Genomic DNA, 25,721 nt, shown 5'->3' with positions numbered 1-25,721 from the left:
TCACCCCCTCAATGATCCGCGTTCTCGCCTGCCGCACCATAAACCCTTTCGGCGGGCGGGAAGGTGGTGATGTTGACAGGCTGATATTCAATTTCAGGGTCCTGATCACCGCGATACCAGGCCACGGAATGGGCCAGGTAATGCTCGTCATCGCGCTTCTCGTACCCGTCAAGGCGCTGATGGGCACCGCGGCTTTCCTTGCGGTTGAGCGCAGATACCGCCACGGCCATGGCCACATCCAGTCCGGCTTCCAGCTCAAGTGCCAGCAGCAGGTCGGTGTTGAAGGGACCGGTCTTGTCATCAATGCCAATGTGTTGGAACCGTTCCCTGAGTTCGCGCAGCCTGGCCAGTCCCTGCTCCATTTCTTCGCCCACCCGGTAGATACCGAAGAGGTCATCCATGGTTTTCGCCATTTCCTTGCGCAGGCGACCGACCCGCTCCTCACCGCTGCGTGCGCGGATGGATTCGATACGCGCCAGGCGCTCCTTCGCCTGTTCCACCAGCGCGGCCTCGTTGGTCAGACCGTTTTCCTTGCTGAACGCGGTACCCTGTTCGCCGGCGATGCGCCCGAACACCAGCAACTCGGCCAGGGAGTTGGAGCCCAGGCGGTTGGCACCGTGCATGCCCACACTGGAGCATTCGCCGGCCGCCCAGAGGCCGGGCAGATCCGTGGCGGTATGCTTGTCGGTGCGGATGCCGCCCATGGTGTAGTGCGCGACCGGCAGAACGGGAATCGGCTCCTTCACCGGATCCACACCCACCAGCTTGATGGAGAGGTCACGGATGAGGGGGAGACGTTCGTTGATGTAGGCTTCCCCGAGATGACGCAGGTCCAGATGAACCACTTCACCCAGCTCGGTGGAAATGGTCCGGCCCTTGCGGCGCTCGTGCCAGAAGGCCTGGCTGAGACGGTCCCGCGGGCCCAGTTCCATGTACTTGTTCTTCGGCTGGCCGACGGGAGTTTCCGGGCCCAGACCGTAATCCTGCAGGTAGCGGTAGCCGTCCTTGTTCAGCAGCAGGCCGCCTTCGCCCCGGCAGGCCTCGGTCATCAGGATGCCGCTGCCGGGCAGACCCGTGGGGTGAAACTGGAAGAACTCCATGTCCCGCAGGGCCGCGCCGGCACGGAAGGCCATGGCCATGCCGTCTCCGGTCACGATGCCGCCGTTGGTATTGAAGCGGAACAGCCGCCCGGAACCGCCGGTGGCCAGAATGACTGCCGGCGCCAGGAACACAACCGGATCACCGGTCTTGATCTCGATGGCCAGGACACCCTGAACCCGTCCGTCCTCCACCAGCAGATCGGTGGTGAAGTATTCGTCAAATCGGTTGATGTTCGGGAACTTGATGGATGTCTGGAACAGGGTATGAAGCATGTGAAACCCGGTCTTGTCCGCCGCGAACCAGGTCCGGGGGATCTTCATGCCACCAAAGCGGCGGACCTGAATACGGCCATCCGGATGACGGGACCAGGGACAACCCCAGTGTTCCATGCGGACCAGTTCCGGCGTGATGTTCTCGACGAAGATCCGTACCACTTCCTGATCGCAGAGCCAGTCGCCGCCGGCGACCGTATCCCGGAAATGGTTTTCGAGCGAGTCTTCCTCGGACACCACCCCCGCTGCGCCACCTTCGGCGGCAACGGTATGGCTTCGCATGGGATAGACCTTGGACAGGAGCGCGATATTCTGGTTGGGATCCTGCTCGGCAGCCGCGATGGCAGCGCGCAATCCTGCACCACCCGCGCCCACAATGACGAGATCCGACTTGACGATGCGCATCGGCTGGGCACCTCCGTGGGGTCAGACAATGGAATTCAGGCGGATACCACCTGAGAGGTAGATCCAGTATGCGCCGATTATGTCGGTAAAAAAACTACAAACGCCATGGTTCTGCCCGTTTTTTGACCTGAAGTTGACCTGCGTCAATCTGAGTCAGACAGGCACAATCCCGCCAGCGCTGCTACACTCAGAAACAGGTTTCGGACACAGGACAGAATCATGACACCCGCCACTATTTCGGATGCCGTACGCGAGTTCAACGCATTGATCGAAGTGCTGGACAGTGCCTACTGGGAAGCGTCATCCATCGCAAACAAGGATACGCTGTATGACGTGCTGAGCATTCTCAACGCCGAAATGGCCGAACTCAACAAGCTCAGCATTCAGGATCATCACTATCCCTACGAGATGGTGACCCTGGACATGCCCTACCTGCACACCAAGCTGATCCGCCTGAACAACAAGGTGGACAGCGTGGTGGAGCGCACCTCCACCCAGACCAGGCTGAAGGCGCTGCTGCGCAATGTGATCCTGATTCTCGAACAGCAGAAGAATCAGCCCAACTGGACCGAGCCGGACTGATTCCCTGCCCGCCGAGAGCGCGTCAGCTCACGCGCCGGGACGGAAAGGCACTGCTGATGCTGCCGATGAGCCTGACCAGATGGGGCACATGGTGCGACACGAGGCACAGCCCCGAGGTCAGTACGCAGGCAGCGAGCTGACGGTCCGGGTCAGCCCAGGAGAATTTGTTGATCAGACCGATGTGCCCGTACGCACGGCCCGAATACGCACCCCACAGGCCCACCGGATCCATGCCCAGCATGAAGCCGGCGCTGTAGCGCATGGGAATCATCATGGTACGGTCCAGCGTGCAGGTCCCGAACTCATGCACCGCGCGACGGATGGTCATGGGCCGGAACACCTGCCGCCGCCCCCAGCGCCCCTCGTTCAGCATCATCTGGTAGAAGCGGCTGGTTTCCTCCGCCGTGGCATAGATATTGGCAGCCGGAATCACCGCACCGAACCAGCGCGGATCGTTGGACACTTCCGCTGCCGTGCGCATGTCCGCACCCAGCGCACGCCGGACAATCCAGGAAAGCGGGAAGGGCGTGTCCGGTCCGGTGGCGTAGTTGCGTGCACTGTGGGAAATCTGATCCTCGGGCAGACCGAAATTCATGTAGGTCATGCCCATGGGTTCCACCAGGGTCTGGTGGATGTACTCGCGCATTGTCATGCCGGTCACCTTTTCCACCAGCCGCCCCAGTACAAAGCCACCGGTAATCGCGTGGTAGGCCAGCTTGGCTCCGTCCACGGCAATGGGCTCGGCATCGCAGAGCAGGCGCCAGACTTCTTCCGGGTCATACAGGGTATCCAGGGACACCCCCTTGGTGGGCAACCCCGGAATCCCGCCCCGGTGGGAGAGAATCTGATGAATGGTGATATTGCCCTTGCCGCGCTTGGCAAATTCGGGCAGGTAGAAGGCTACCGGGTCCAGCAGGTTGATCTTGCCCTGTTCCGCCAGCTTGTGCACCAGCATGGCGGTGATGGCCTTGGAAGCGGAAAACAGGCAGAACGGGGTATCCGTCCTGACGGGAATGCGTGGTTCCCTGCCCTGGTCGTCCGGGCCGCCCCCGCGTGCACAACCGATGGCCCGGTTCATGACAATCTCGCCCTTGTAGCGCAGGCAGACCTGAATGGCCGGCTGGGTGCCGGTCCGGTACAGGGCGACCAGCTCATCCCAGATCCGCTCCACGGCTTTCGGGTCCAGACCCAGGCTTTCCGGTGCCACTTCGGTGGTGGCATCGCGGGCAGTGATCTCATCCAGAGGCATGGCCGTATCGGCCAGGTGAAACGCATTGCGCAGAAGGGCTTGCATCATGACTTCCTGACGTGTTGTTTGGGTTATCCGGCATTATGGCCCGAGTGTAACGGGACTGACTAGAGCAAACTACCTAATTTGCACGATGGTACACGGATGCGCTTCGGAAAATGCGTGTCCGGCGGCGGGTTCCGATCGGCTATACTTTGCACATTCGCCCCGAGACGGACCCGACATGATCAAACGGATTCCCATTGATGCCCTGCGTGTGGGCATGTATGTATCAGACCTCAACAGCGACTGGATACCCCACTCCAACCTGAAGAAATCCGGTTTCATCCGGCGTGAGGACGTCATCGAGCGTATCCGCAAGCTGGGCGTGAAGGAGATTTACATCGACACCTCGCGCGGCATGGATACCCAGGATGGCCTGACGGCAAGGGAAGTGGATGCGCTCAACGATGCGCTGCTCGAAGAAGCCGCCGCCCTGCGTCCGATCATGGCCCCCCGGGTAGGGCTCGACGAGGAACTGGCCGTGGCCGAGCGCCTGCACGAAGAGGCCCTGTCCCTGGTGGATCAGGTCATGCAGGATGTAAAAGTGGGCAAGGCACTGGATCTGTCCGGCTTTGACGAAGTGGCCGACGGCATGGTGGACTCCATCTTCCGCAACCACAACGCGCTCAGTTGCCTGGGTCGTATCCGGGAAAAGGACCGCTACCTGATGGAGCACTCCGTCAACCTTGGCGTGCTCATGTCCGTTTTCGGAAAAAGCATCCAGCTTCCGCGCCAGGTGCTTCATGATACGGCCGTGGGAGCCCTGCTCCATGATATCGGCAAGACGCTGATTCCGGACGAAGTGCTCCACAAGCCCGGCAAGCTCACCGACAAGGAGTTTGCCATCATGAAGAAGCACGCGGAATTCAGCCGCCAGATCCTGGAGCAGAGCGAAGGCATTGCACCGCTGACCATCAAGGTGGCTGCGGAACACCACGAGCGCATGGATGGCACCGGCTATCCCCGGGGGCTCAAGGGCGAAGAGATCTCCGCCTACGGGCGCATGGCCGCCATTGTGGACGTTTATGACGCCATCACCGCCGACCGCTGCTACCACAAGGGCATGCCGCCCACGGAGGCCATCAGGAAACTGCTGGAGTGGAGCGGTCACCATCTGGATCGCGGACTGGTGCACCATTTCATCCGCACCGTCGGCATCTATCCCGTCGGCTCCCTGGTGCTGCTGGAAAGCGGTCGGCTGGGCGTGGTCATCGAGGCCAACGAGGCAGACCAGCGTCTGCCGGTGGTTCGGGTCATGTATCACACCCGCTTCCGAAGCTACATCAAGCAGGAGCGGCTGGATCTCTCAAGGCCAGGCTGCCAGGACCGCATCGTCCGGGCCGTGGACCCGGAGGAGTACAAGATCCGGGTCCGGGACTTTCTCTGATCAGTCCAGCGCCGTCACCCGGACCGGCTCCCCTCCTTCCCGGGCCTGTTCCAGCTCCTGGCAGGCCCGCTGGATCATGTCATCCACGCTGAGGTGGGTTTCCGGAACGGCCGTCACCGCCACCACATGAGGCACGATGCCGCAGTCAGCCGGCAACACCGCAGCCAGGACCTGCCGGGCATGCTCTGCCATGGGCGAAGCTTCATCCCAGCTCAGGCCGGATGCCGCCACCAGAAAGTGGTTGCTGTCATAGCGCGCCACCAGATCCATGCCGCGCCGGAACACATTGCGCAGCGACTCCGCAATCCGGGACAGCAGGGTATTGACCGCGGTTGCACCACGCTGACGGGCGAGCATTTCCAGCCCTTCCAGGCCGATGAGAAAGAGGGTCAGCGGACGCTGCTGGCGCTGCAGGAGCAGCCATTCGCGCTCGGCGTACTCTTCAACGTAGTGGCGATTGTAGAGATTGGTGATCGGGTCGAAGGTGGGCAGGTGATCCGACTCCTCGGACGACTCCAGCCGCATTTCGGTGGCAATGAGCGCCTCCTGCGCCGCAATGCGTTCGCTCACATCCCGGCAGATGCCGATAAAATGACGGATGGAACCATCCGCCTCCCTCACCGGTGCCATGCTGATCTCGTTCCAGAACTCGTTGCCATCCGCCTTGACCGTGCTGACGGTCACCAGCGCCCGGGAGCCGGTATTGAGCGCCTTGCGGAACAGGGCGGCCGCGGAGGGCCGGGTACGGCTGCCCATGAGAAAGCGGGTACCCTTGTCCAGCAGCTTGTCGCGCTCGTAACCGGTCATGGCGAGAAATGCCGCATTGGCATAGACAATGGCATTCTTGGGGGTGGAAATGTCGGTCACCACCACGCCGTCACGGGCGTGCTCCAGCGCGGTCAGCAACAGTTGATCGATGGACAGTTCAGTCTCGGTCATGGCGTTCACCTGCAGTCTTTGGCCGCAAGTGTACGCCATTTTCCGGGTAATGAAATGCTGCGGATCAAATCACCCCGTAATGATCCACAAAGAGCGCCACAAACAGCAGCATCAGATAGGTGATGGAGTAGCGGAAGGTGCGGATGGGGGCCAGCCTGTCCTGACCACGCACCATTCTGACCGCCCAGTGCAGGAAGCGCAGGCCCAGCAGGGTGGCAGCAACCGCATAGACCGGCCCGCTCATGCCGGTAAGCCAGGGCAGGAGGGACACGATCAGCAGCAGGATGGTGTAGAGCAGCACCTGCAGCGCCGTATAATGCACGCCGTGGGTGACCGGCAGCATGGGAATGCCGGCTTTGGCGTAATCCTCTCGCCGGTGAATGGCCAAGGCCCAGAAATGGGGCGGTGTCCAGGTGAAGATGATCAGCACCAGCAACAGGGCATGGGGATGAATGCTGTCGGTGACGGCCGTCCAGCCCAAGAGGGGCGGTGCCGCGCCGGCCAGTCCGCCGAGCACGATGTTCTGAGGCGTGGCACGCTTGAGAAAGACGGTATAGATGACCGCGTACCCGATCAGTGAAGCCAGCGTCAGCCAGGTGGTGAGCAGGTTCACCTTGAGCGCCAGAATCACCGTGCCCGCCACGCCCAGCAACGCCGCAAAGAGCAGGGCATATTGCGGATCCACGCGCCCCTGGGCCACCGGCCGCCGGTGCGTGCGCGCCATGACCGCATCGACGCGGGCGTCCACCACATGGTTGATGACCGCTGCGGCCCCGGCCAGCAAGGCGATACCCAGATTGCCGGCAATGAGTGCCGTCCAGGGGATGCCGTCGTGTGGGGCCAGCAGCATGCCCACCACGGCGGTGAGAATGAGCAGTGCCACCACCCGGGGTTTGGTGAGTTCCAGATAGTCGCGCCAGAGGGGGCGTTCCGCCGTACGTACAGCCTGTTTCATAACCGAATCTCCTTGAGTGTCCAGATGCGATCCGTCAGCCACACCAGCGTCAGGACCAGCAGGGCGGCCACCGCGTTATGGGCCACCGCCACCGACAGGGGCAGCAGCCAGAGCACGTTGGCCAGGCCCAGCAGAAGCTGTGTGCAGAGCAGGACCAGTCCCAGTCTGGCAGCCGGTTCCACCCGTGACAGACGCGTGCGTGCCAGACGCCAGAGCACCGTGCCCACGACCAGAAGCGTCACCAGCGCACCCAGTCGATGTGTCATGTGTATGGCCGCCCGGGCCGGTTGATGGAGGGCGCCGCCGAGGTAATTGGGGCCCACCTGCTGCGTCAGATGGAAGCCCTCCCCCATATCCAGAGGTTCTTCCCAGCTGCCGTTGCAGGTCGGGAAGTCCGTACAGGCCAGCGCCGCGTAATTGGTGCTGGTCCAGGCCCCCAGAAAGACCTGCATCACCAGCACGGCAAGCGCCAGGGCAATCCACGGACGGAAGGGCCGCAACCGGGTCACCTGTTCGGGGGAACCATTACCACCGGCTCGCGCAGGCGGACATAGCCCAGCACCAGCAGGCTGAGGGTCGTGAGCCCCCCAGCAGATGGGCCGTGACCACCTGTGGCCAGAGTTTCAGCGTCACGGTCCACATGCCGAACAGGCCCTGGATCACCACCATGACCGCCGCCAGGGCATAGATCCGGCGCGCCCGCACCAGTGCCGGCCGCCGCCAGGTGAGCGCAGCCAGCGTCAGGATCACCAGCCCCAGGGTCGCCGCTGCATAACGATGGATCATTTCGGCCCAGGCCTTGGCGTGTTCAACCGGAGAATCGGGATAACGCTGACCGGCCAGCATCAGCTCGTCCGGGGCATCCGGCACGGTGACAAAGCCATAGCAGCCCGGCCAGTCCGGGCACCCCAGCCCCGCATCCGCCAGCCGGGTGAAGGCACCGAGCACGATCACCACCAGCGCCAGCAGAATGGCCCCGCCACCGGCACGGCGCAACGCACGTGCGGCAGTCGCGGCGGTTTTCAGGGTTTCAGCCTGACTCATGCATCACCCGATCTTGGACAGCTTGAGAAGGCGGCGCAAATCCTTCAGGGTATCTTCCGCCGGCTGGCTGGCCTGATAATGCAGAACCACGTTGCCATGGGGATCCACCACCAGGCGATCCAGCGGCCTGAGTTCGATGCCGGCGGCCCTGAGCTGTGCGCGCAGACGCGTCTGCTGTTCCGGGGACAGGGTCAGTGTCGGTGCCACGGCGTGATCAACCGGCACCGCCTCGCCCAGAAACCGGCGCACAACCCGTGTCTGGTCCTTGCCCAGCGCCACGTTGACCTGGCGCATCTTCAGGGCCTGTTCACGACAGGCTTCCAGGCAGGGGCCCTCGCTGTAAACAGCCAGCAACCAGGCTCGCTTGCCGTCCGCCTGGCGGGGCCAGAACGCCGCATCCTCCGGGGCCCCCATCACTTCACCGAGGCTGAACATGGGAGTGATGAGCCGGCCCTTGTTGACCCGCCCGTCGGGCACGGCCCACTGGCCGAAGTACATGATCCAGGCAGCGAGGACGGGTGCCAGGGCCACCGCCCAGAGTGCGGTGAGCTTGATCTTGTCGAAACGGAAATGCACGTGCGCAGGGGATGTATGAGGTGTCATGGGTGTGTCCTTTTTATTGTTGTGAGACCCGTCATGAGCAGCGCCACACTCAGCAGCGCCCACTGAACAGCATAGCCAATATGTCGCTCCGGTGACAGGGTGACCGGCTGCCAGTGCACGGTCAGGGCTTCCGGCGATGTGGCATTCAGTTGCAGCAGTCCGGCCCGGCTGACACGGAGCCCATCCGGTACCCGGGCATCATTGAGATGCTGGATGCGTGCCAGGCCCGGGGAACGGATTTCCAGGCCCGCCGCCTCACCGGCCGGCCAGGGTCGCCAGGTGCCGGTGAGCACCTTGTCTCCACCCGGCGCAGGCAGTTCCGGCCAGACTCGTCTGTCCCGCGAGCCTGCCACCCAGCCGCGATTGACCCAGATGCAATCCTCATGGGCATCGCAGACCAGCATGAGCACGTCATAGCCCACCTTGCCCTCTACCGTCCGGTTGTCCAGCAGCCAGAGCGCCGGATAGGCGATGCCTTCGACCCGCACCCGGGCCCAGACCGGCAGTGCGTCCGCTTCACTCAGGCGGACGAGCACCCTTTCCGGCGCGTTGGCGACCGCATCGAGCAAGGCCTGCTTTTCGCCGGCGCGCTGCCACTGCCATACCGACAGCGCTGCGGTCAGCAGTGTCCCAGCCAGCGTGAGGATGACGAGGGACCAGCGAATTGTGCTAGACTGGCGGACATGTGGATGAAAGCCCTGATTCTCGTTCTGCTCCTTGGCACGGTGGTGAGCCTGTTCAGCGCCCTGTTCTTTCTTGTCCGCGACCAGGGGCAGCGCAACCGCACCGTCTGGGCCCTGACCGCTCGTGTCGGCTTTTCCGTGGCCCTGCTGATCACGGTGCTGGTGCTCTATTTCAGTGGCCATCTGGTTCTGCATGGTCCCGGCATCCCGCCACCCTGATTCGTGGTCACATGATATAGACGAAGACAAACAGGCAGACCCACACCACATCCACAAAGTGCCAGTACCAGGATGCGGCCTCGAAGCCAAAATGATGATCCGGCGTGAAATGCCCCCGGATCAGCCGCACCAGGATCACCGTCAGAATGATCGCCCCCAGTGTCACGTGCATGCCGTGAAAACCGGTCAGCATGAAGAAGGTGGTGCCGTAAATGCCCGAACGAAGCGTGAGGCCGTGCTCGGTATAGGCGGCCACGTATTCCTCGATCTGAAAGCCCAGAAACACCAGGCCCAGTGCGATGGTGGCGGCCAGCCAGCCGATGGCGGCCTTGCGCTTGTCGGCACGCAGGGCGTGGTGAGAGAGGGTGATGGTGACGCTGGATGTCAGCAGCAGAACCGTGTTGAGCAGCGGAATGGACCAGGGTTCAATGATGCTCTTCGGCCCCGGAAATTTCTCCGGATCCGGATTCTGCAGCAACGGCCAGGTGGCCTTGAACTCGGGCCAGAGCAGGCGGGTCATCTCGTGGGAACCGTCGCCGGCCAGGTTGGGCACCGCATAGAAGCGTGCGTAGAACAGGGCACCAAAGAAGGCCGCGAAGAACATCACCTCGCTGAAGATGAACCACATCATGCCCCAGCGGAACGAGCGATCCATCTGATCGTTGTACAGTCCGGCCATGCTCTCCCTGGCGACGCTGCCAAACCAGCCGAACAGCATGTACACCATGGTGACGAAACCGGCCCCGAACATCAGCCAGCCCATGGTCGGGTCCTGGCCCAGACGGCCGTCCACCAGCACCGTGCCCAGACCGGTCAGGGTCAGAAACAGGCCGATTGTCGCCACGATGGGCCAGTGGCTCTGCTCCGGAACATAATAATGGGATGATGCGCTCATGGCTCCTCCGCGCTCAGCTATTGTTGTTGTCTTGCGGTTCGGTCACGTCATACAGGGTGTAGGACAGGGTGACCGTGCGGATCGTTTCCGGCAGTCCCACATCCACCACAAACTGCAGGGGCATGGACTCTGCCTCACCGGGTGCCAGCTCCTGACGCCCGAAACAGAAACACTCAATCTTGTGAAAATACCGGGAGGCCTCCGACGGCGAGACGCTGGGCACCGCCTGAGCCACCATGTGCCGGTCCGTGGGGTTGGCCACCCGGAAACTGACCCGGGTCGGCTTGCCCGGATGCACTTTCACCTTGTACACCTCCGGCGCGAACTGCCACGGCATGCCATCGTGATTCTGGCTGATAAACTGCACCGTTACCCAGCGGCTTTCATCCACCACCGCTTCGGCAGGCGGCACCCAGGCCTCGTCTGCCGTCTTGCCATTGAGCCCGGTAACCACACAGAACACCTGATACAGGGGCACCAGGGCGAAGGCAAAGCCGAACATGGCCGCCACGATCACGACCATCCGCACCACCAGCCGGTGGTTCTTCGCCCTCAGGCTGTCCGGCTGCGTGTCCATCTCACTTCACCACCGGCGGTTCGGAGAAGGTGTGATAGGGCGCGGGCGAGGGCACGGTCCACTCCAGCCCTTCCGCCCCTTCCCAGGGCTTGGCCGGTGCCGGCTTGCCCTTGCGGACACACTGGATGACGTTGTAGACGAATATCAGCTGGGTAAAGCCGAAAATGAACGCTCCGATGCTGGAGATCATGTTGAAGTCGGCAAACTGCAGGGCATAGTCCGGAATCCGGCGCGGCATGCCCGCCAGTCCGACAAAGTGCATGGGGAAGAAGGTGATGTTCAGCCCGATGAAACTGAGCCAGAAATGCACCTTGCCCATGGTTTCGTTGTACATGCGTCCGCACCACTTGGGCAGCCAGTAATAGGTGGCGGCGAAGATGGAGAAGATCGCACCCGGTACCAGCACATAGTGGAAATGGGCGACCACGAAATAGGTATCGTGGTACTGGAAGTCCGCGGGTGCTATGGCCAGCATGAGCCCGGAGAAGCCGCCGATGGTGAAGAGAATCACAAAGGCGATGGCAAAGAGCATGGGCGTCTCAAAAGTCAGGGAGCCACGGAACATGGTGGCGATCCAGTTGAACACCTTCACGCCCGTGGGCACCGCGATCAGCATGGTGGCATACATGAAGAACAGCTCGGTGAAAATGGGCAACCCGACGGTGAACATGTGGTGCGCCCAGACGATGAAGGACAGGAAGGCAATGGACGCGGTGGCGTACACCATGGAGGGATAGCCGAACAGCCGCTTGCGGGCAAAGGTGGGAATGATCTGGGACGCCACACCGAAGGCGGGCAGGATCATGATGTACACCTCGGGATGCCCGAAAAACCAGAACACGTGCTGGAACAGCACCGGATCACCGCCCCCTTCGGGCTTGAAGAAGGCCGTACCGAAATGAATGTCCATCAGCATCATGGTCACGGCACCGGCCAGCACCGGCATCACCGCAATCAGCAGGAAGGCTGTGATGAGCCAGGTCCACACGAATAGGGGCATTTTCATCAGGGTCATGCCCGGAGCGCGCAGGTTCAGAATGGTGGCGATCACGTTGATGGCCCCCATGATGGACGAGATGCCCATCATGTGAACCGCAAAGATGAAATAGGTCACGGAAGGCGGGGCATAGGTGGTGGACAGCGGGGCATAGAAGGTCCAGCCGAAGTTGGGGCCGCCGCCCTCCATGAACAGGGTGGAGAGCAGCACCGCAAAGGCAAAGGGCAGAATCCAGAAGCTCCAGTTGTTCATCCGCGGCAGAGCCATGTCCGGCGCGCCGATCATGAGCGGAATCATCCAGTTCGCCAGCCCCACAAAGGCGGGCATCACCGCGCCGAAGACCATGATCAGGCCGTGCATGGTCGTCATCTGGTTGAAAAACTCGGGCTGCACCAACTGCAGGCCCGGCTGGAACAGTTCGGCCCGGATGATGAGCGCCATCACGCCACCGGTCAGGAACATGCACAGGGAGAAGATCAGGTACATCGTCCCGATATCCTTGTGGTTCGTGGTCAGCAGCCAGCGCTTGAGCCCTTTGGCGGGGCCGTGATGCGCACCCTGTACGGGTTGATCCAGGACTGCACTCATGGGGACTCTCCTTTGTTGTTATTTGGCTTTGAGTGCGCGGATCTCCTGCGGGGAGATCATGTCACCGGTGGAATTGCCCAGCGCATTGCGCTCGAAGGTAATGACCGAAGCCAGGTCCACATCATCCAGCTGGGCCCCGAAGGCCTGCATGGTCGTGCCCTGCACACCGTGAATCACCAGCTTCGCATGTGCCTCGACCGGCCCGTTCACCACCGGGCTGTTCGTCAGAGCCGGGAAGGCGCCCGGAATACCGGCTCCCGTGGGCTGATGGCAGGCCGCACAGGCCTTCATGTATACCTCCTGCCCGCGTTCAATGAGCTCTTCACGCGTCCAGGTCCGCTCCGCCGCCGCACTGGATGCTGCCTTTTCGGCCTTGCGTGCCGCCAACCAGGTCCTGAATTCCGCTTCCGGTACCGCCTTCACCACAATCGGCATGAAGCCATGATACTGCCCACAGAGTTCGGCACACTGGCCACGGTAGATGCCCGGCTCGTCAATGATGGTCCAGGATTCATTAATGAACCCCGGAATGGCATCCTTCTTCACCGCCAGTGCCGGCACCCACCAGGCATGAATCACATCATTGGCGGTGAGCAGGAAGCGAATCTTCTTGCCCACCGGCAGCACCAGCGGCTCATCCACTTCCAGCAGATAGTTGGGGTTCTTGGCTTTCTGGTTGTGTATTTCCTCGTTGGGCGTGGCCAGGTTGGAGAAGAAGGCCACATCCTCACCCATGTACTCGTAATGCCACTTCCACTGATATCCGGTGATCTTGACGTCCAGCTCCGCATCATCCGTGTTGTACATCTTGATCAGGGTGGCGGTGGCGGGTACGGCCATGGCAATGAGGATCACGAACGGAATCAGCGTCCAGATGATTTCCACCGTCGTGCTTTCATGGAACTGGGCCGGTACCGCACCCTTGCTCTTGCGGTGATGCAGTATGGACCAGAACATGACGCCGAACACCACGACTCCGATGGCCACACAGATCCAGAAGATGGTCATGTGCAGGTCGTGGACGGACCGGCTGATTTCCGTGACGCCGACGGGCATGTTGGTTTCCCAGTCGGCAAAGGCAGACTGCGACACCACCATCCACAAGGTGGCCGCCGCAAGGGGGATGTGTCGCATGGACAGCATGGTGGTCTCCCGGCATTGTTGTTATTGTACTCCGTCGGAGACGTGCCTGAGATACAGCAGACAGGCCGTCTGGCCGCAAGGCTTGATCAAAGTATAGACACACCTTTTTCCGGATGACAACTTATTTTGATAAAAATCAAGCATCTGACTGATCGTTTTTTGACCAGATGGCTCAGCCCCCGTGTCTGGCATCTGGCCTGGCCGCTGATCCTGTCCAACATCACCGTCCCTCTGCTGGGCCTGGTGGATGCGGCCGTGCTCGGTCACCTGCCATCCCCGGTCTATCTCGCTGCGGTCGCCCTGGGTGGCCAGCTCTTTACCACCCTCTTCTGGCTGTTCGGCTTTCTGCGCATGGGGACCAGCGGACTCTCGGCACAGGCCTTCGGCGGGGGCCGGGAGGTGGACGCCGCCCGTCTGCTCTGGCGCGGCATGGGGCTCGGTGCCCTGCTCGGGTGCCTGCTGATTCTGACCGGCCCGCTGCTCATTCCTGCCGGTCTGGCCGCCCTGCAGGCCGAAGGTGCGGTACTGGACGAAGCCGGACGTTATGCCTCGGTACGTCTCTGGGGTGCCCCCTGGGTGATGGTCCAGTATGCCTGCATGGGCTGGCTGGTGGGCCGACAGCGCATGCGCGCGGTGATGGGGGTTGCCATACTGGCCAACAGCGTCAATGTGGTGCTGGACCTGATCCTGGTGCTGGGGCTGGGCATGACGACAGCCGGTGTGGCCCTGGCCACCGTGGTGGCAGACATCTGCGGCACCCTGCTGGCCCTGCATGCCACCTGGCGGGCGCTGCCCGGCCATCCCCGGCTTGCCCGGCCCTGGAAACAATTGCTGGACATGGAACCCGTGCGGGAGCTGATCCGCGTCAATCAACACCTGTTCGTGCGCACGGCCCTGCTGCTGTTCACCTTCGGCTTCTTTAACGCCCAGAGTGCCCGCCTGGGTGACGTCACGCTGGCCGCCAATGCCATCCTGCTGACCGGGCTGCTGGTCATTTCCAATGCGCTGGACGGCTTTGCCCATGCTGCCGAGGCCCTGAGCGGCGAGGCGGCAGGCCGGCAGGATCCGGCCGCCATCCGCAACGCGGCAGTGGCCACCGGCCGCAGCGCCCTGACGGTAGCCGTACTGCTGACCCTGCTCTTTGCCGCGGGCGGTGACACACTGATCAGCCTGCTCACCTCCCTGCCGGATGTCCGTCAGACGGCTCTTGACGCTCTGCCCTGGCTGATATGCCTGCCTCTTGTCGGTGTCTGGAGCTACTGGTTCGACGGCCTGTTCGTGGGGCTGGGCTGGACAGCCCGGATGCGCACCACACTCGTCATCGCCACGCTGGGCGTCTTTCTGCCTCTCTGGTGGCTCACCCGGGGCTGGGGGAACCCTGGCCTTTGGCTGTCCCTGACGGCCTTTCTGGCCGCCCGCGGCGCCATTCAGGCCACCTACTGGTTACAATTCTCTACGCAACCCCTGAACAAATCTTGACTACACTGAAACTGAACAGGCAGTCAGCAGTCGCTTAGGGTTTGCATGCGTGGTGAACATTGAGGGAGTGAGACATTTCATTGACGGTGTGCTGGACGACGAGCTGGCCCGTCAGCGCTGGACGCGCGTGCTGGGCCGCCGCTTGGACGATCTCTCCGTTTACGTGATCTTCGAGCGTCCGGCTGCGGTGGAATCTCTGGTGGCCTTCTGTGAAGACTACATCCGCCTGGCACCGGACATGCTGGCACAGATCCATGCCTGCGCCCGCGCATCGCGCACGGAACCCCTGTTCCGGCCCTTCCTGCACACCTGTGTGGACTACTTCATTCATCCCACGCTGTCGGTGCTCAATCAGGTGGGCCCGGATGGCCTGCTGGTACGCGCCTACCAGTGCCACCGGCTCATCGAAGAGCTCTATGACGGCAATCTGAGCCTGCGCAACTCGCGTCTCTGCAATCTGGAAGCCACCCAGGCCAACCTGCTGGCCCATGCCCTGATCGGTGAGCCCTTTGCCAACGAGCTGGATGCCGCCACCGAACTGGCCATGCGCAAACTGGTGCGCCAGCCCGACTACCACTTTCTGGACCTGGCCCGTTATCTGGAGCAGGCCCGCTCGGAGCACTGGGCGGCACTCACCCGACGCTGGCAACACCTGCTGAGCCAGCATGGCATGGTCTTCCGTTTCAGTCTCGGCATGGAGTGATCAGGCCAGTGCGTGGCGGTGCAGCCAGTCCAGCAACACCGGATTGAAATGCCCCGGCACCTCCTGATGCAGGAAATGACCCGCCGGCAACCGCACATGCTTCATGCCTGCCGCGAAGTCGTCCGGATTCAGCAGCGTCCAGAGACTGGGATGAATGCAGCCGTCCCGTGTCCCTTCCACCATCAGGGCCGGGACACGCAGGGTGCCATGCAGCCAGGCCCGGGCCCTGTAAGCACCCCGCCAGGTGCCATATATGGCCCGGTAATAGGCCAGCGCAGCCGCCTTCACACCCGGCTGTGACAGGGTCCGGCGGATATCCGCCAGGATCGGATCCGGCATCCGCCAGCCCGGACTCCAGCGCCGGATCAGATCGGCCACGAACTGCCAGTTGCGGCGCTCCAGCACCCATTCGGCCAGCCCCGGGATCTGAAAGAGCTGAATGTAGCGGGCATGGAGCAGGTAACGCGGCGCGCGGGACAACACCGCCGGCAGACTCAGCCCCCAGGGGAGGGTGAGGCTGGTCACCGAGGCAAAGCGGTGCGGTGCCCGGGCCGCCATCACCAGCGCCGTCAGGGCGCCCCAGTCATGCCCCACCAGGTGAACCTTCTCTCCCGGCCGCATCTGATCGAGCAGGGCCAGGAGCACAGCGGACACCGCATCCAGATCGTAGCGCCCGTCCGGGAGCTGCGAGCCCGGCTCGTAACCCGGCAGCAACGGACATTCCACCCGGTACCCGGCAGCCACGAGCGCCGGCATCTGATGACGAAAGCTACCCGCATTGTCGGGAAACCCGTGCAGACACATGACCAGAGGGCCAGAGCCCGCCCCCCGCGAAGTGACCGACAGCCCGCCCACCTGCCAGATCCGGCATTCCCCGGGCAGGGCCGTTTCCGGATCCGGAAATACCGGCATCATGCCCCGGCCCTCAGGTCAGGTCCGCCACCAGATCCGCCTCGGTCAGCTCGCTGGCGTTCTTGCCGTCAGCAAACTGCCACAGGCCGGCTTCCTCGTAGTGCCGCTGCATCCGCGGTGTCAGCAGGCCGATGTATTTCAGGTTCGGAATCAGTCGCTTGAACATGAGGGTGCGGAAGCGACGCATGGCCGGAGATTCCAGGATAAACTTGTTCCACTGGCGGCGGGTCATCAGGCCCTCGTACATTTCCTCGTACACCTCATGGCCCATGAACCGGTTGCGCATCAGAAGCGCCACCTCAAAGGCCCAGTCCTCGCGCTCGCGCAGCTCCGCTTCGGACAACTCCTTGGTGAAATGCTCGCGCAGGGCCAGCACGCCGTAGTGCACATGGCGGGCTTCGTCCTGAATCACGTAACGGAGCAACTGCCGCAACAGGGGTTCCCGGGTATTGTTGTGCAGGGTAGAGAAGGCACCGAGTGCCAGCCCCTCGATCATGATCTGCATGCCCAGGAACTTGATGTCCCAGCGGGCGTCTGTGAGCAGATCGTCAATGATCACGAACAGGTTGTCGTTGATGGGATAGGACTTCTCCAGCTTGGTGTCCATATAACGGAGGAACACCTCCAGATGACGCCCCTCGTCCATGACCTGGGTAGCCCCGTAGAACTTGCCGTCCATCCACTTGACAGACTCCGTCACCTGAGCGGACGCATAGAGCGCCCCCTGCTCCCCGTGCATGAACTGGCTCAGGAACCAGCACACCATGTTGTAGTTTGCCTCGGCCATTTCCTTCTTGTTGAGGCGGATGCCATACTCCGCCAGCCCCTCGAAAGGCAGGAAATCCGGGTTGACGATGGGTACCTCGGGATTCATGGGATCCACCGGCGTGGACCAGTCCAGATCCCGGTCACCATCCCACTGGTTGGCCACCGCCCGCCGGTACAGGGCATTCATTTCCGGAAAATCCAGTCCGTACTTCAGATCAAAATGCACATCGTGACCCGAATGCATTTTCACCGAGTCCTGCTTCTTGCCCTGACGCAGGAACATCCCGCGCACGGCCGAAGGCGCCATGGACACCGCCACCCGCGGGTCCTTGATCTGCAGCATCAGAGACACATTTTCCAGTGTCGCTTCCACCCGGTTGCGGGCATGGGACGGTACCCCGTCAAGCATCTTGTCCAGTAACATGTTCCGTACTCCTCATCAGATATCAGGTTGTTCTTGTTCGTTGGCCGGCCCGTGCCGGGTCAGGCATCCACATGGGTTTCGCTGCAGGCATGAGACAGACAGGCGAGACGATAGCCTTCCTGGTACTCCTCCGGTGACAGGCAGTTCGGCTCATCACTCACGACCTCACCCCCGGTGACCTTGATGCGACAATGACCGCACCCCCCACCTGGCAGCTGTAGGACAGGGGCACCCCCGCCTTCAGCCCCGCCTCCAGCAGGGTTTCCCCGGGCTCGGCGGTCACGGTCTTGCCACTGCGCTCAAAATGAATGGTTTGCGGCGTGTCCGGCAGGGCCTTCGGGGCCAGGTGGGCGGACAGGAAGCGTTCGCTGTGCAGGCGTGCCGCCGGCACGCCCAGATCACGCACCACCGCTTCGGCCATGGCCATGAATGCGTCCGGCCCGCAGACAAAATAGTGGGCCCGTTGCCCGGGGTCGGCGGTCTTCAGCAGCGCGCCGAGACGTTCGGGCGTGAGGCGGCCACGCTCGCCCTGCCAGCCTTTTTTCGGCCTCGAGAGCACGTAGTGCAGGGCAAGATTCTCATGCCCGGCCGCCAGCGCATCCAGTTCCTCGCGGAAAATGATGTCCTGCTCCGTCCGGCAGGCATAGATCAGCGTGGCCTTGTGGCCCGGGCTGCGCCTGACCAGCTCTTCGGCCAGTCCGCGGATGGGAGTAATGCCCACGCCCGCCGCAATGAACACGCACTGGTCCATGTCCGGTGCCAGCACGAAATCACCGCTGGGGCCGAGCATCCGGAACCGGTCGCCCTCGCGCAACCGGTGCTGGACATGGTTCGAGACCACACCACCTTCCACCTGCCGGACGGTAATGCGCAGGCGCCCGCGGGCGGGGACGTCGGAGATGGAATAGGCACGCCGGTATTCTTCGCCGTCAATGGTCAGGCAGCAGGTGATGAACTGACCGGTACGGTAGTGAACGGGGCTGCTGTCCTCCGGTCGCAGGTACAGGGAAACCGTATCCGCCGTTTCCCGGACCACCTTTTCCACCACCACATCCCGCATCTGGCTGGTGGTCACCCGGGGCACGCGCGCCCAGGCGTCCTTGTTTGCAGCGCGGATACGCTGGTCAAGCCGGGTGCGGTGTTCCCGCAGAGTGAGTTCCTCCCGAAAGACACGGCCAAGCAGGGTTGCCAACATCGTCATAAACGCCTCATCAGTTTGTTTTTGGAATCGGCACAGGGCTGATGGATACACGTTACCCCAGGCCAATGCACCCGGGCCGCCAATTTCTGTGCATTTCCGGACACGGCAGGATTCAATCGGCGGGCATCTGCCTCTATACTCGAAGGCAGACAGGGTCATCATTCAGGAGAGATATGGGCCAGCCACTGGAGGCATTGCACTTTCCCGGACAATTTCTGGAAGTGTTCACACGCTTTCTGCAGCAGCGGGAATGTGACGTGAAGGCCACGCTGAGCGCCTGCGGGCTGGACCCCGAAGCCCTCAGTGCACCGGATGCCATTCTTACCGGTGCCCAGCTCCGGGCCATGCTCCGGGTCTGCCGTGAACAGGCCGACCCGGCACGCCCCCTCTCCGCCCAGCTTCTGCATCATGTGCCCATTACCGCACTGGGCACACTGGGCATGGTCATCATGGCCTCCCCCAGCATGGAAGCGGCCCTGGATGCAGCCCTGCGCTTCTACCCCGTGATCCTGCCTGCCTACGAGGTCAGACGGGGGCGACTGGGGGATCAGGTACACCTGCTGTTCAGCCTTCAGGCCGACTTTGGCGAGGTGTCAGAGGATCTGACGGAGACCGTGCTCGGAGCCGTGGCCCGCATCTGCCGTTTCGTCATGCCCGCCATCGGGCCGCTGGAAATTCATCTGCAGCACGACACAGCCTTTGACACAGACACCTGGGAGGCCCTGTTTGCACCCGACAAGGTGCGCTTCGGACAGCCCGCCAATCAGATCATCCTGCCCGCCCGGCTGCTGCATGAGCAGCTCGCCACCTCAAGTCAGACCACGCTGGAGCAGTTCCGGCAACAGCTGGAAAAGCAGGCCGAAGCCCTGAAAAAACCCGGGGGATTCAGCCAGGCCATCCGCAATTATCTGGTGCAGTCACTGCGCCAGCGGCGCAACGTCAATGTGGAAGAGGTGGCGCGGGTGTTCCGGATGTCCAGCCGTACTCTGGGCCGGCGGCTGAGACAGGAAGGCGTGACCTTCCGGCAACTGAGCCAGGAAGCCCGTATCGACCACGCCGAGTTTCTGCTGCTCAACAGCCAGCGACCGGTGAACCAGATCGCCCGCCTTTCCGGTTTCACCAACGAAAGCAGCTTTGCCAGGGCCTTCCGGAAACGGAAGGGGGTTTCGCCCACCGAAATGCGGCGGGGGTGAGCGCCGGATATGGCACGAGGGAGACAGGATGATTATCAGCCACTGAAAAGACCAGGCCTGCAGTGGCGGGATACATCGCTCAGCCGATCAGACAAACCGGGCCGTGCTATATGCGTAGACATACAATGCAATATACGCATGTGGCAACTCTGCAAGGACGGCACAGGTCAACGCCAGCGGCCAGCTGATATGGCAATCGGACACGGGCGGCAACTTTCTCACCAGTGAGGCGGTGATTCCAATCAATGCAATACCCGCCCAGGACCATAGCGCCAAATCGCTGATTTTGGTCCGCGGAATCCACTCCACGACCAGCAAGCCGGCAGGAAACAGCATTGCTTCAGCGACTGACAAGACAAGACATCGTGATGCCAGCTTGCGTCCCTCATTCCGGCACAAGCCTCCCAAACGGATGAGAAGCGCCAGACCACCATTAAGGAGCAACGCATAAGGCAGATACAGCACTGCAAGACTCATATACAACATACATCCTCCCTGATGAGTTCCATTGTGAGTTATCAACGCCATGCATATTACGTGCGCCTGCACACGTTTTCAGACAATTTTGCTATAAGCGCAAAAATCAGATAGCTAGCCAGCTCTGACGAAGGCAATTATGGCACGGGAAGTGTCGAATTCGAGCAAGTAGTGAGTTAACATCAACCTTGTTATAGAGAGTTCAAATGGCCAGGAGGCACCCATGATCAATACAACAAAAACCATCAAATCCGCTTTTTTAACGTTAAACCTCGGCAGTATATTGATCCTGTCCGCTTGTGGAGGAGGCGGGGGCGGAGGTGACGATAGCTCATCATCCCCTGTTTTGACCGGTACTTTATCAGACAGCCCTGTTGCCGGTTTGAGTTACAAGACCGCAACGCAATCAGGCACAACGGATGCGGCAGGCACCTTTAAGTACAAACCGGGTGAGACCATTACCTTTTATATTGGCAACCTGGTCATTGGCACGCCAGTATCCGCGAAAACCAAAATGACACCACAGGACCTGGTGCCAAACAGCAAACTTCCCACCACGTACAGCGAAGTGGAGCAGCTATTCTTCGGCAAAAATAATGCGGAACGAACCGCATTCAATTCATTGACCAATATTCTGGTGCTATTGCAAAGTCTTGACAGTGATGCCAATCCCGACAATGGCATCACCATCCCTAAAGACGTTACTGACTTGATCAATAATGCCAAAATTGATTTTACAGAAGATATGTTAGTCTTCTCCCGTCACCCCAATGGCCTGAGGAAGGTACTGCACCAGGCGGCCGCCAGCGGTCTGATCACGACCGCCGCAGCGAGAAATTACGGACTCGTCTGGAGTCATTTTTACAAATCTCAAGGCATCGATGCTGATTTTTCGGTACTGAGCAAAGAAGTCTATGACTCCAATGGTGATGGTACGCCCGAGGCAGTTACCACCTATACCTATGATGCCAATGGCAACAGGTTGTCCCAAAGTCATGACTACGATGCCGATGGCACACCTGATAGTATCTACATCTTTTCCTATGATGCCAATGGCAACAGGTTGTCCCAAAGTCATGACTCCGATGGCGATGGCACAGCCGATGACATAACCACCTATACCTATGATGCCAATGGCAACGAGTTGTCCCGAAGTCGTGATGCCGATGGTGATGGCATAGCCGATGACATAATCACTTACACCTACGATGCCAATGGCAACAGGTTGTCCCAAAGTCGTGACGTCGATGGCGACGGTACGGCCGATAGCATTTCCAACTATACCTATGATGGCAGTGGCAACAAGTTATCCGTGCGTCGTGATTCCGATGGTGATGGCATGCCCGATGAAATCACCAACTATACCTATGATACCAATGGCAATCTGGTGACCAGGAGTTCTGATACCAATGCCGATGGCACGCCTGATAATATTACCACCTACACCTATGATGCCGGTGGCAACCAGCTTTCGGAAAGTCGTGATTCCGATGGCAATGGTACACCCGATTATATTACCACCTACACCTATGATACCCATGGTAATATCCTGTCCAAGACTAGTGATGACAATGGCGATGGCGCGCCTGATTATATTACCACCTACAGCTACGATGCTGATGGTAATATGCTGTCACAGAGTATTGACTCAGATGGAGATGGCACGCCTGATTCCATTAGCCACTATACCTATGATGCCGATGGCAACAGGTTGTCACTGAGTCAAGACTCAGATGCCGACGGTACACCTGATGATATTACCACCTATACCTATGACGCCAATGGCAACAAGTTGTCCCAAAGCCGTGACTCCAATGCCGATGGCACGCCTGATGATATTACCACCTACACCTATGATGCCAATGGCAATCTGATATCCCAAAGCCGCGACTCAGACGCCGATGGCACAGTCAACAGCATTTCCACTTATCATTATGTTGACTCAACATGGATAGGTGTTTTCAATAGGCTACCACTTTAGACCAAGGAGCAAAGCTCACAGCCCTTGATGCCGGATGAGGTCGCATCAAGGGCTGAGCATGGGTTTCCAGGTCACCAGATTTTTCGCCCTTGTCCTCGGGCTTTCAGTAAGCCTTTCGCAGACCGACAGCACCCTGGATGACGGCCCCCATATCAGGCCGATTCACCAAAGCTTCCTGCAACGCCCTGTATTCATCATCGCACATCAGTTCTTTGATGCGACGGGTGAATACGCTGGCTTCCACAATTATTATAACAATCCGCTGTACGCCAATGACGTATATTGTCTGGCCGGGTGCGGCTGGTGATCTTCATGGCGAAGGGTCACTGGTTGCCCTTTCGGACATAACCGACCTTCTTGTCTTCCAGTATCCGCGGGCACGGTCGCCAGTCCCGGTAGCGCAGCAGCGGCTCGCCGGGTGGCCCGGGCAGCAGGTCTCTCCATCACAAACCGACTATTTATTGACGGAGACAACCCCGGCCAGAACACCCCGGTACCAGGTCAGCGATTACTGTTTGCAGGGATAATAGTCGATCTTGCGGCTCATATCTCATCCCTGAATGTCTTGTCAGTGGCTATCAGGTTTTCGGTTTTCTCGGAAAAAAACGGATCGGCTGCACGTCCGGCGCAGGCTTCGGGACGGGACGGGTGACGCGGGTTTCCGGTGCGGCGACTTCCGCCTCTTCGGGCATCTTTTCGAAGAACCCGCAGGCGATGCACTCGCGCACGGGCTTGCCTTCCTTCTCGTCCACCACGATACGATCCATGACACCGCACCGGGGACACACGGCCCCGGCGATGAAACGACGTTTACGTGGCGTGCTCATGATTGCGTCTCCGTGAGAATGCCGCTGTGGCGGAGCAGGGGTGCCACGCTGGGCTTGCGGCCGCGGAAGGCCACAAAGAGGTCCATGGGGTCGGCGCTGCCACCCTTCTCCAGAATGAAGCGACGGAAATCGCGTCCGGCCGCCTCGGAGAAGATGCCTTCCTCCTCGAAGCGCGAGAAGGCATCGGCCGAGAGCACTTCCGCCCACTTGTAGCTGTAGTAGCCTGCCGCATAGCCACCGGCAAAGATATGGCTGAAGCTGTTTTCGAACCGGTTGAAGGGCGCGACCGGCACCACGCAGACCTGACGACGCACATCTTCCATCAGAGCCCGCACGTCATAATCCGGTCCGTCATACTCCACGTGCAGGCGGAAGTCGAACAGGGCAAACTCGAGCTGACGCACCATCATCATGCCGGACTGGAAGTTGCGCGCTGCCAGCAGCTTGTTGAGCATGTCCTCCGGCAGGGGCTCGCCTGTCTCATAGTGAGCGCTTACATACGCCAGAGCCTCCGCTTCCCAGCACCAGTTTTCCATGAACTGACTGGGCAGTTCCACCGCATCCCAGGGCACGCCATTGATGCCGGAGACTTCATAGCTGTCCACCCGGGACAGCATGTGGTGCAGGGCATGTCCGAACTCGTGGAACAGGGTGGTGACTTCGTTGTGCGTCAGCAGGGCAGGCCGGTTGTCCGAAGGCGGCGTGAAGTTGCTGGTAATGAAGGCCACCGGCGTATCGTAACTGCCATCGGCACGCCGCCGGCGACTGGCGTAGTCACTCATCCAGGCTCCGCCACGCTTGTTGCTGCGCGCGAACAGGTCCATGTACAGGTAGGCAAGCACTTGCTCACCGCGACGAATCTCGTAGAAGCGGACATCCGGATGGTAGCTGTCCGGGCATGGAGCGGGCGCCACCTGGATGTCGAACAACCGGCCGGCCACCCGGAACATGCCGTCCACTACCCGGTCCACGGGGAACCAGGGGCGCAGGGCTTCCTGGGACAGGTCGTAACGTTGCTGCCGCAGCTTCTCGCTGTAGTAGCTCACATCCCAGGGCTGCAAGCCGTCCTCCGGGCCGCCCGACTCTGCCACAAAGGCTTCCAGCTCGGCAAACTCGCGCCGGGCCACCGGCACGGACTTTTCCGCCAGCTCGTTGAGGAAGGCCAGCACTTCTTCCGGTGTTTTCGCCATCTTGGTGGCCAGGGAGTATTCCGCATGGTTGGCAAAGCCCAGCAGGCGGGCGCGGGCCTGCCGGGCCTGCATGATCTCGTGAATGAGGGGCGTGTTGTCCCACTTGCCGGCATGGGGGCCGAGGTCGGAAGCGCGGGTCACGTAGGCTTCATACATGTCCCGGCGCAGTGCCCGGTTGTCGCAGTAGGTCATCACGGCGTAATAGCAGGGGAATTCCAGCGTCAGCAGCCAGCCATCCAGCCCTTTGGCACGGGCCGCTTCGCGCGCTCCGGTGAGGGCGGATTCGGGCAGTCCGCTGAGTGCCTGTTCATCTTCCACATGGCGCGTCCAGGCCTGGGTGGCGTCCAGCACGTTGTCACTGAAGCGGCTGGTGAGTTGCGCCAGCTTTTCGGAAAGACGGGCAAACTCGGCCTTTTCCGCCTCGGGCAGATCCACACCGGCCAGATGGAAATCACGCAGGGCATTGCGGATGGTCTGCTGGTAGTCGGGACCGAGCTGACTGAAAGCAGGGCTGTCGTGCAGGGTCTTCCAGGCTTCGTAGAGCCCGCGGTTCTGGCCCATCTCGGTGCTGAAACGCGACAGCTCGCCCACGCAGGCGTTATAGGCCTCCCGCAGCCCGGCGGAATTCATCACCGCATTCAGGTGACTGACGGGGGACCAGAAACGGTTCATCCGGTCGGCAAAATCTTCGATCACCTGGCCCAGTTCTGACCAGGTGGCAGGTCGTGTACCGGACAGGCGTTCAATCAGTTCACGGCCTTCGGCCAGAAGTGTACCGAGGGCTTCGGGCACCTGTTCCGGATGGACTTCGCTGAACGGGGGAAAGGGTCGTGCTTGCAGCAATGGATGTGTCATGGCTCGCTTCTGCGTTGCAAAAAGTTCCGT

Annotated in this window: 27 protein-coding genes; 8 read left to right on the top strand and 19 right to left on the bottom strand. The window is 61.0% G+C overall.

The window, feature by feature from the left end; genetic code table 11:
* Nucleotides 1–8: 8 nt before the first annotated feature.
* Nucleotides 9–1,778 carry a fumarate reductase (quinol) flavoprotein subunit gene (gene frdA, locus AAIA72_RS12105; protein ID WP_369600576.1) on the bottom strand — a complete coding sequence of 590 codons (1,770 nt, stop codon included), beginning with the start codon at nt 1,776–1,778 and terminating at the stop codon, nt 9–11.
* 219 nt (nt 1,779–1,997) lie between these two features.
* Here frdA and AAIA72_RS12100 point away from each other — a divergent pair, with 219 nt between their 5' ends.
* Nucleotides 1,998–2,360 (top strand): hypothetical protein, encoded by a 363-nt coding sequence (locus AAIA72_RS12100; RefSeq protein WP_369600575.1) that lies wholly within the window; start codon nt 1,998–2,000, stop codon nt 2,358–2,360.
* 22 nt (nt 2,361–2,382) lie between these two features.
* On the opposite strand, the gene AAIA72_RS12095 is transcribed toward AAIA72_RS12100, so the two are convergent.
* Complete coding sequence (locus AAIA72_RS12095) at nt 2,383–3,657, bottom strand: serine hydrolase domain-containing protein (RefSeq protein WP_369600574.1); 1,275 nt, start codon at nt 3,655–3,657, stop codon at nt 2,383–2,385.
* 175 nt (nt 3,658–3,832) lie between these two features.
* Here AAIA72_RS12095 and AAIA72_RS12090 point away from each other — a divergent pair, with 175 nt between their 5' ends.
* On the top strand, nt 3,833–5,038 hold the full coding sequence (locus tag AAIA72_RS12090; protein WP_369600573.1) for an HD-GYP domain-containing protein: 1,206 nt from the start codon (nt 3,833–3,835) through the stop codon (nt 5,036–5,038).
* On the opposite strand, the gene AAIA72_RS12085 is transcribed toward AAIA72_RS12090, so the two are convergent.
* The 6 genes from AAIA72_RS12085 to AAIA72_RS12060 all read right to left on the bottom strand — a co-directional run bounded on the left by AAIA72_RS12085 (nt 5,039) and on the right by AAIA72_RS12060 (nt 9,202).
* Complete coding sequence (locus tag AAIA72_RS12085; protein ID WP_369600572.1) at nt 5,039–5,977, bottom strand: PAS domain-containing protein; 939 nt, start codon at nt 5,975–5,977, stop codon at nt 5,039–5,041.
* 64 nt (nt 5,978–6,041) lie between these two features.
* Nucleotides 6,042–6,932 (bottom strand): heme o synthase, encoded by an 891-nt coding sequence (gene cyoE / locus AAIA72_RS12080; protein WP_369600571.1) that lies wholly within the window; start codon nt 6,930–6,932, stop codon nt 6,042–6,044.
* Entirely contained in the window at nt 6,929–7,432 is a 504-nt protein-coding gene (locus AAIA72_RS12075; RefSeq protein WP_369600570.1) for a COX15/CtaA family protein, read from the bottom strand. The genes cyoE and AAIA72_RS12075 overlap by 4 nt, the downstream gene beginning before the upstream one ends.
* Before the next feature lie 25 nt (nt 7,433–7,457).
* Complete coding sequence (locus AAIA72_RS12070; RefSeq protein ID WP_369600569.1) at nt 7,458–7,976, bottom strand: heme A synthase; 519 nt, start codon at nt 7,974–7,976, stop codon at nt 7,458–7,460.
* 3 nt (nt 7,977–7,979) lie between these two features.
* Nucleotides 7,980–8,579 (bottom strand): hypothetical protein, encoded by a 600-nt coding sequence (locus AAIA72_RS12065; protein WP_369600568.1) that lies wholly within the window; start codon nt 8,577–8,579, stop codon nt 7,980–7,982.
* On the bottom strand, nt 8,576–9,202 hold the full coding sequence (locus AAIA72_RS12060) for an SURF1 family protein (RefSeq protein WP_369603003.1): 627 nt from the start codon (nt 9,200–9,202) through the stop codon (nt 8,576–8,578). The genes AAIA72_RS12065 and AAIA72_RS12060 overlap by 4 nt, the downstream gene beginning before the upstream one ends.
* 66 nt (nt 9,203–9,268) lie before the next feature.
* Here AAIA72_RS12060 and AAIA72_RS12055 point away from each other — a divergent pair, with 66 nt between their 5' ends.
* Nucleotides 9,269–9,481, top strand: a complete 213-nt coding sequence (locus AAIA72_RS12055) for a twin transmembrane helix small protein (protein ID WP_369600567.1) — start codon at nt 9,269–9,271, stop codon at nt 9,479–9,481.
* A 7-nt stretch (nt 9,482–9,488) separates the two neighbouring features.
* Here AAIA72_RS12055 and AAIA72_RS12050 read toward each other — a convergent pair whose 3' ends face one another.
* Genes AAIA72_RS12050 through coxB form a run of 4 tightly spaced genes read right to left on the bottom strand, consistent with a single transcriptional unit; the run spans nt 9,489 to nt 13,681 of the window.
* Complete coding sequence (locus AAIA72_RS12050; protein ID WP_369600566.1) at nt 9,489–10,376, bottom strand: cytochrome c oxidase subunit 3; 888 nt, start codon at nt 10,374–10,376, stop codon at nt 9,489–9,491.
* A gap of 13 nt (nt 10,377–10,389) precedes the next feature.
* Nucleotides 10,390–10,953, bottom strand: a complete 564-nt coding sequence (locus tag AAIA72_RS12045) for a cytochrome c oxidase assembly protein (RefSeq protein ID WP_369600565.1) — start codon at nt 10,951–10,953, stop codon at nt 10,390–10,392.
* 1 nt (nt 10,954) lies between these two features.
* Nucleotides 10,955–12,538 carry a cytochrome c oxidase subunit I gene (ctaD, locus tag AAIA72_RS12040; protein WP_369600564.1) on the bottom strand — a complete coding sequence of 528 codons (1,584 nt, stop codon included), beginning with the start codon at nt 12,536–12,538 and terminating at the stop codon, nt 10,955–10,957.
* An 18-nt stretch (nt 12,539–12,556) separates the two neighbouring features.
* The gene (gene coxB, locus AAIA72_RS12035) at nt 12,557–13,681 is read right to left on the bottom strand and encodes a cytochrome c oxidase subunit II (RefSeq protein WP_369600563.1); all 1,125 of its coding nucleotides are present in this window, start codon (nt 13,679–13,681) and stop codon (nt 12,557–12,559) included.
* Nucleotides 13,682–13,840: 159 nt separating this feature from the next.
* On the opposite strand from coxB, the gene AAIA72_RS12030 reads away from it, so the two are divergent.
* Nucleotides 13,841–15,160 carry an MATE family efflux transporter gene (locus AAIA72_RS12030; protein ID WP_369600562.1) on the top strand — a complete coding sequence of 440 codons (1,320 nt, stop codon included), beginning with the start codon at nt 13,841–13,843 and terminating at the stop codon, nt 15,158–15,160.
* A 49-nt stretch (nt 15,161–15,209) separates the two neighbouring features.
* Entirely contained in the window at nt 15,210–15,863 is a 654-nt protein-coding gene (locus tag AAIA72_RS12025; protein ID WP_369600561.1) for a hypothetical protein, read from the top strand.
* Here the strand turns inward: AAIA72_RS12025 and AAIA72_RS12020 are convergent, their stop codons facing one another.
* The 4 genes from AAIA72_RS12020 to AAIA72_RS12005 are packed head-to-tail and all read right to left on the bottom strand — an operon-like array spanning nt 15,864 to nt 19,168.
* Complete coding sequence (locus tag AAIA72_RS12020) at nt 15,864–16,778, bottom strand: alpha/beta fold hydrolase (protein ID WP_369600560.1); 915 nt, start codon at nt 16,776–16,778, stop codon at nt 15,864–15,866.
* Nucleotides 16,779–16,788: 10 nt separating this feature from the next.
* Nucleotides 16,789–17,967: a ferritin-like domain-containing protein gene (locus AAIA72_RS12015; RefSeq protein ID WP_369600559.1), complete on the bottom strand. Its 1,179-nt coding sequence runs from the start codon at nt 17,965–17,967 to the stop codon at nt 16,789–16,791.
* Nucleotides 17,968–18,026: 59 nt separating this feature from the next.
* Nucleotides 18,027–18,128 (bottom strand): hypothetical protein, encoded by a 102-nt coding sequence (locus tag AAIA72_RS12010; RefSeq protein WP_369600558.1) that lies wholly within the window; start codon nt 18,126–18,128, stop codon nt 18,027–18,029.
* Nucleotides 18,125–19,168 carry an FAD-binding oxidoreductase gene (locus AAIA72_RS12005; protein WP_369600557.1) on the bottom strand — a complete coding sequence of 348 codons (1,044 nt, stop codon included), beginning with the start codon at nt 19,166–19,168 and terminating at the stop codon, nt 18,125–18,127. Before AAIA72_RS12005 ends, AAIA72_RS12010 begins: the two co-directional genes overlap by 4 nt.
* Before the next feature lie 173 nt (nt 19,169–19,341).
* Here AAIA72_RS12005 and AAIA72_RS12000 point away from each other — a divergent pair, with 173 nt between their 5' ends.
* Nucleotides 19,342–20,361 (top strand): AraC family transcriptional regulator, encoded by a 1,020-nt coding sequence (locus AAIA72_RS12000; protein ID WP_369600556.1) that lies wholly within the window; start codon nt 19,342–19,344, stop codon nt 20,359–20,361.
* An 87-nt stretch (nt 20,362–20,448) separates the two neighbouring features.
* Here the strand turns inward: AAIA72_RS12000 and AAIA72_RS11995 are convergent, their stop codons facing one another.
* On the bottom strand, nt 20,449–20,838 hold the full coding sequence (locus AAIA72_RS11995) for a hypothetical protein (RefSeq protein WP_369600555.1): 390 nt from the start codon (nt 20,836–20,838) through the stop codon (nt 20,449–20,451).
* Between the two features lie 223 nt (nt 20,839–21,061).
* Here AAIA72_RS11995 and AAIA72_RS11990 point away from each other — a divergent pair, with 223 nt between their 5' ends.
* Both AAIA72_RS11990 and AAIA72_RS11985 read left to right on the top strand, forming a co-directional pair.
* On the top strand, nt 21,062–22,819 hold the full coding sequence (locus AAIA72_RS11990; protein ID WP_369600554.1) for a hypothetical protein: 1,758 nt from the start codon (nt 21,062–21,064) through the stop codon (nt 22,817–22,819).
* A gap of 58 nt (nt 22,820–22,877) precedes the next feature.
* Nucleotides 22,878–23,126, top strand: a complete 249-nt coding sequence (locus tag AAIA72_RS11985) for a hypothetical protein (RefSeq protein ID WP_369600553.1) — start codon at nt 22,878–22,880, stop codon at nt 23,124–23,126.
* A 271-nt stretch (nt 23,127–23,397) separates the two neighbouring features.
* Here the strand turns inward: AAIA72_RS11985 and AAIA72_RS11980 are convergent, their stop codons facing one another.
* A complete protein-coding gene (locus tag AAIA72_RS11980; protein ID WP_369600552.1) occupies nt 23,398–23,646 on the bottom strand; it encodes a YheV family putative metal-binding protein in 249 nt (82 codons plus the stop codon).
* On the bottom strand, nt 23,643–25,691 hold the full coding sequence (locus AAIA72_RS11975) for a M3 family metallopeptidase (protein ID WP_369600551.1): 2,049 nt from the start codon (nt 25,689–25,691) through the stop codon (nt 23,643–23,645). The genes AAIA72_RS11980 and AAIA72_RS11975 overlap by 4 nt, the downstream gene beginning before the upstream one ends.
* Between the last annotated feature and the right edge of the window lie 30 nt (nt 25,692–25,721).

It is taken from the genome of Thermohahella caldifontis (assembly GCF_041153465.1).
Classification (GTDB): Bacteria; Pseudomonadota; Gammaproteobacteria; order Pseudomonadales; family Oleiphilaceae; genus Thermohahella; species Thermohahella caldifontis.
The sequence above is the reverse complement of the archived record's forward strand: the minus strand, read 5'-3'. Positions and strand labels throughout refer to the sequence as shown.

Excerpts from the sequence above, each read along its gene's own strand:
- frdA (WP_369600576.1), bottom strand. The coding sequence starts at position 1,778 with ATGCGCATCGTCAAGTCGGATCTCGTCATTGTGGGCGCGGGTGGTGCA.
- AAIA72_RS12100 (WP_369600575.1), top strand. The coding sequence starts at position 1,998 with ATGACACCCGCCACTATTTCGGATGCCGTACGCGAGTTCAACGCATTG.
- AAIA72_RS12095 (WP_369600574.1), bottom strand. The coding sequence starts at position 3,657 with ATGATGCAAGCCCTTCTGCGCAATGCGTTTCACCTGGCCGATACGGCC.
- AAIA72_RS12090 (WP_369600573.1), top strand. The coding sequence starts at position 3,833 with ATGATCAAACGGATTCCCATTGATGCCCTGCGTGTGGGCATGTATGTA.
- AAIA72_RS12085 (WP_369600572.1), bottom strand. The coding sequence starts at position 5,977 with ATGACCGAGACTGAACTGTCCATCGATCAACTGTTGCTGACCGCGCTG.
- cyoE (WP_369600571.1), bottom strand. The coding sequence starts at position 6,932 with ATGAAACAGGCTGTACGTACGGCGGAACGCCCCCTCTGGCGCGACTAT.
- AAIA72_RS12070 (WP_369600569.1), bottom strand. The coding sequence starts at position 7,976 with ATGAGTCAGGCTGAAACCCTGAAAACCGCCGCGACTGCCGCACGTGCG.
- AAIA72_RS12065 (WP_369600568.1), bottom strand. The coding sequence starts at position 8,579 with ATGACACCTCATACATCCCCTGCGCACGTGCATTTCCGTTTCGACAAG.
- AAIA72_RS12055 (WP_369600567.1), top strand. The coding sequence starts at position 9,269 with ATGAAAGCCCTGATTCTCGTTCTGCTCCTTGGCACGGTGGTGAGCCTG.
- AAIA72_RS12050 (WP_369600566.1), bottom strand. The coding sequence starts at position 10,376 with ATGAGCGCATCATCCCATTATTATGTTCCGGAGCAGAGCCACTGGCCC.
- AAIA72_RS12045 (WP_369600565.1), bottom strand. The coding sequence starts at position 10,953 with ATGGACACGCAGCCGGACAGCCTGAGGGCGAAGAACCACCGGCTGGTG.
- ctaD (WP_369600564.1), bottom strand. The coding sequence starts at position 12,538 with ATGAGTGCAGTCCTGGATCAACCCGTACAGGGTGCGCATCACGGCCCC.
- coxB (WP_369600563.1), bottom strand. The coding sequence starts at position 13,681 with ATGCTGTCCATGCGACACATCCCCCTTGCGGCGGCCACCTTGTGGATG.
- AAIA72_RS12020 (WP_369600560.1), bottom strand. The coding sequence starts at position 16,778 with ATGATGCCGGTATTTCCGGATCCGGAAACGGCCCTGCCCGGGGAATGC.
- AAIA72_RS12015 (WP_369600559.1), bottom strand. The coding sequence starts at position 17,967 with ATGTTACTGGACAAGATGCTTGACGGGGTACCGTCCCATGCCCGCAAC.
- AAIA72_RS12005 (WP_369600557.1), bottom strand. The coding sequence starts at position 19,168 with ATGACGATGTTGGCAACCCTGCTTGGCCGTGTCTTTCGGGAGGAACTC.
- AAIA72_RS12000 (WP_369600556.1), top strand. The coding sequence starts at position 19,342 with ATGGGCCAGCCACTGGAGGCATTGCACTTTCCCGGACAATTTCTGGAA.
- AAIA72_RS11995 (WP_369600555.1), bottom strand. The coding sequence starts at position 20,838 with ATGAGTCTTGCAGTGCTGTATCTGCCTTATGCGTTGCTCCTTAATGGT.
- AAIA72_RS11990 (WP_369600554.1), top strand. The coding sequence starts at position 21,062 with ATGATCAATACAACAAAAACCATCAAATCCGCTTTTTTAACGTTAAAC.
- AAIA72_RS11985 (WP_369600553.1), top strand. The coding sequence starts at position 22,878 with ATGGGTTTCCAGGTCACCAGATTTTTCGCCCTTGTCCTCGGGCTTTCA.
- AAIA72_RS11980 (WP_369600552.1), bottom strand. The coding sequence starts at position 23,646 with ATGAGCACGCCACGTAAACGTCGTTTCATCGCCGGGGCCGTGTGTCCC.
- AAIA72_RS11975 (WP_369600551.1), bottom strand. The coding sequence starts at position 25,691 with ATGACACATCCATTGCTGCAAGCACGACCCTTTCCCCCGTTCAGCGAA.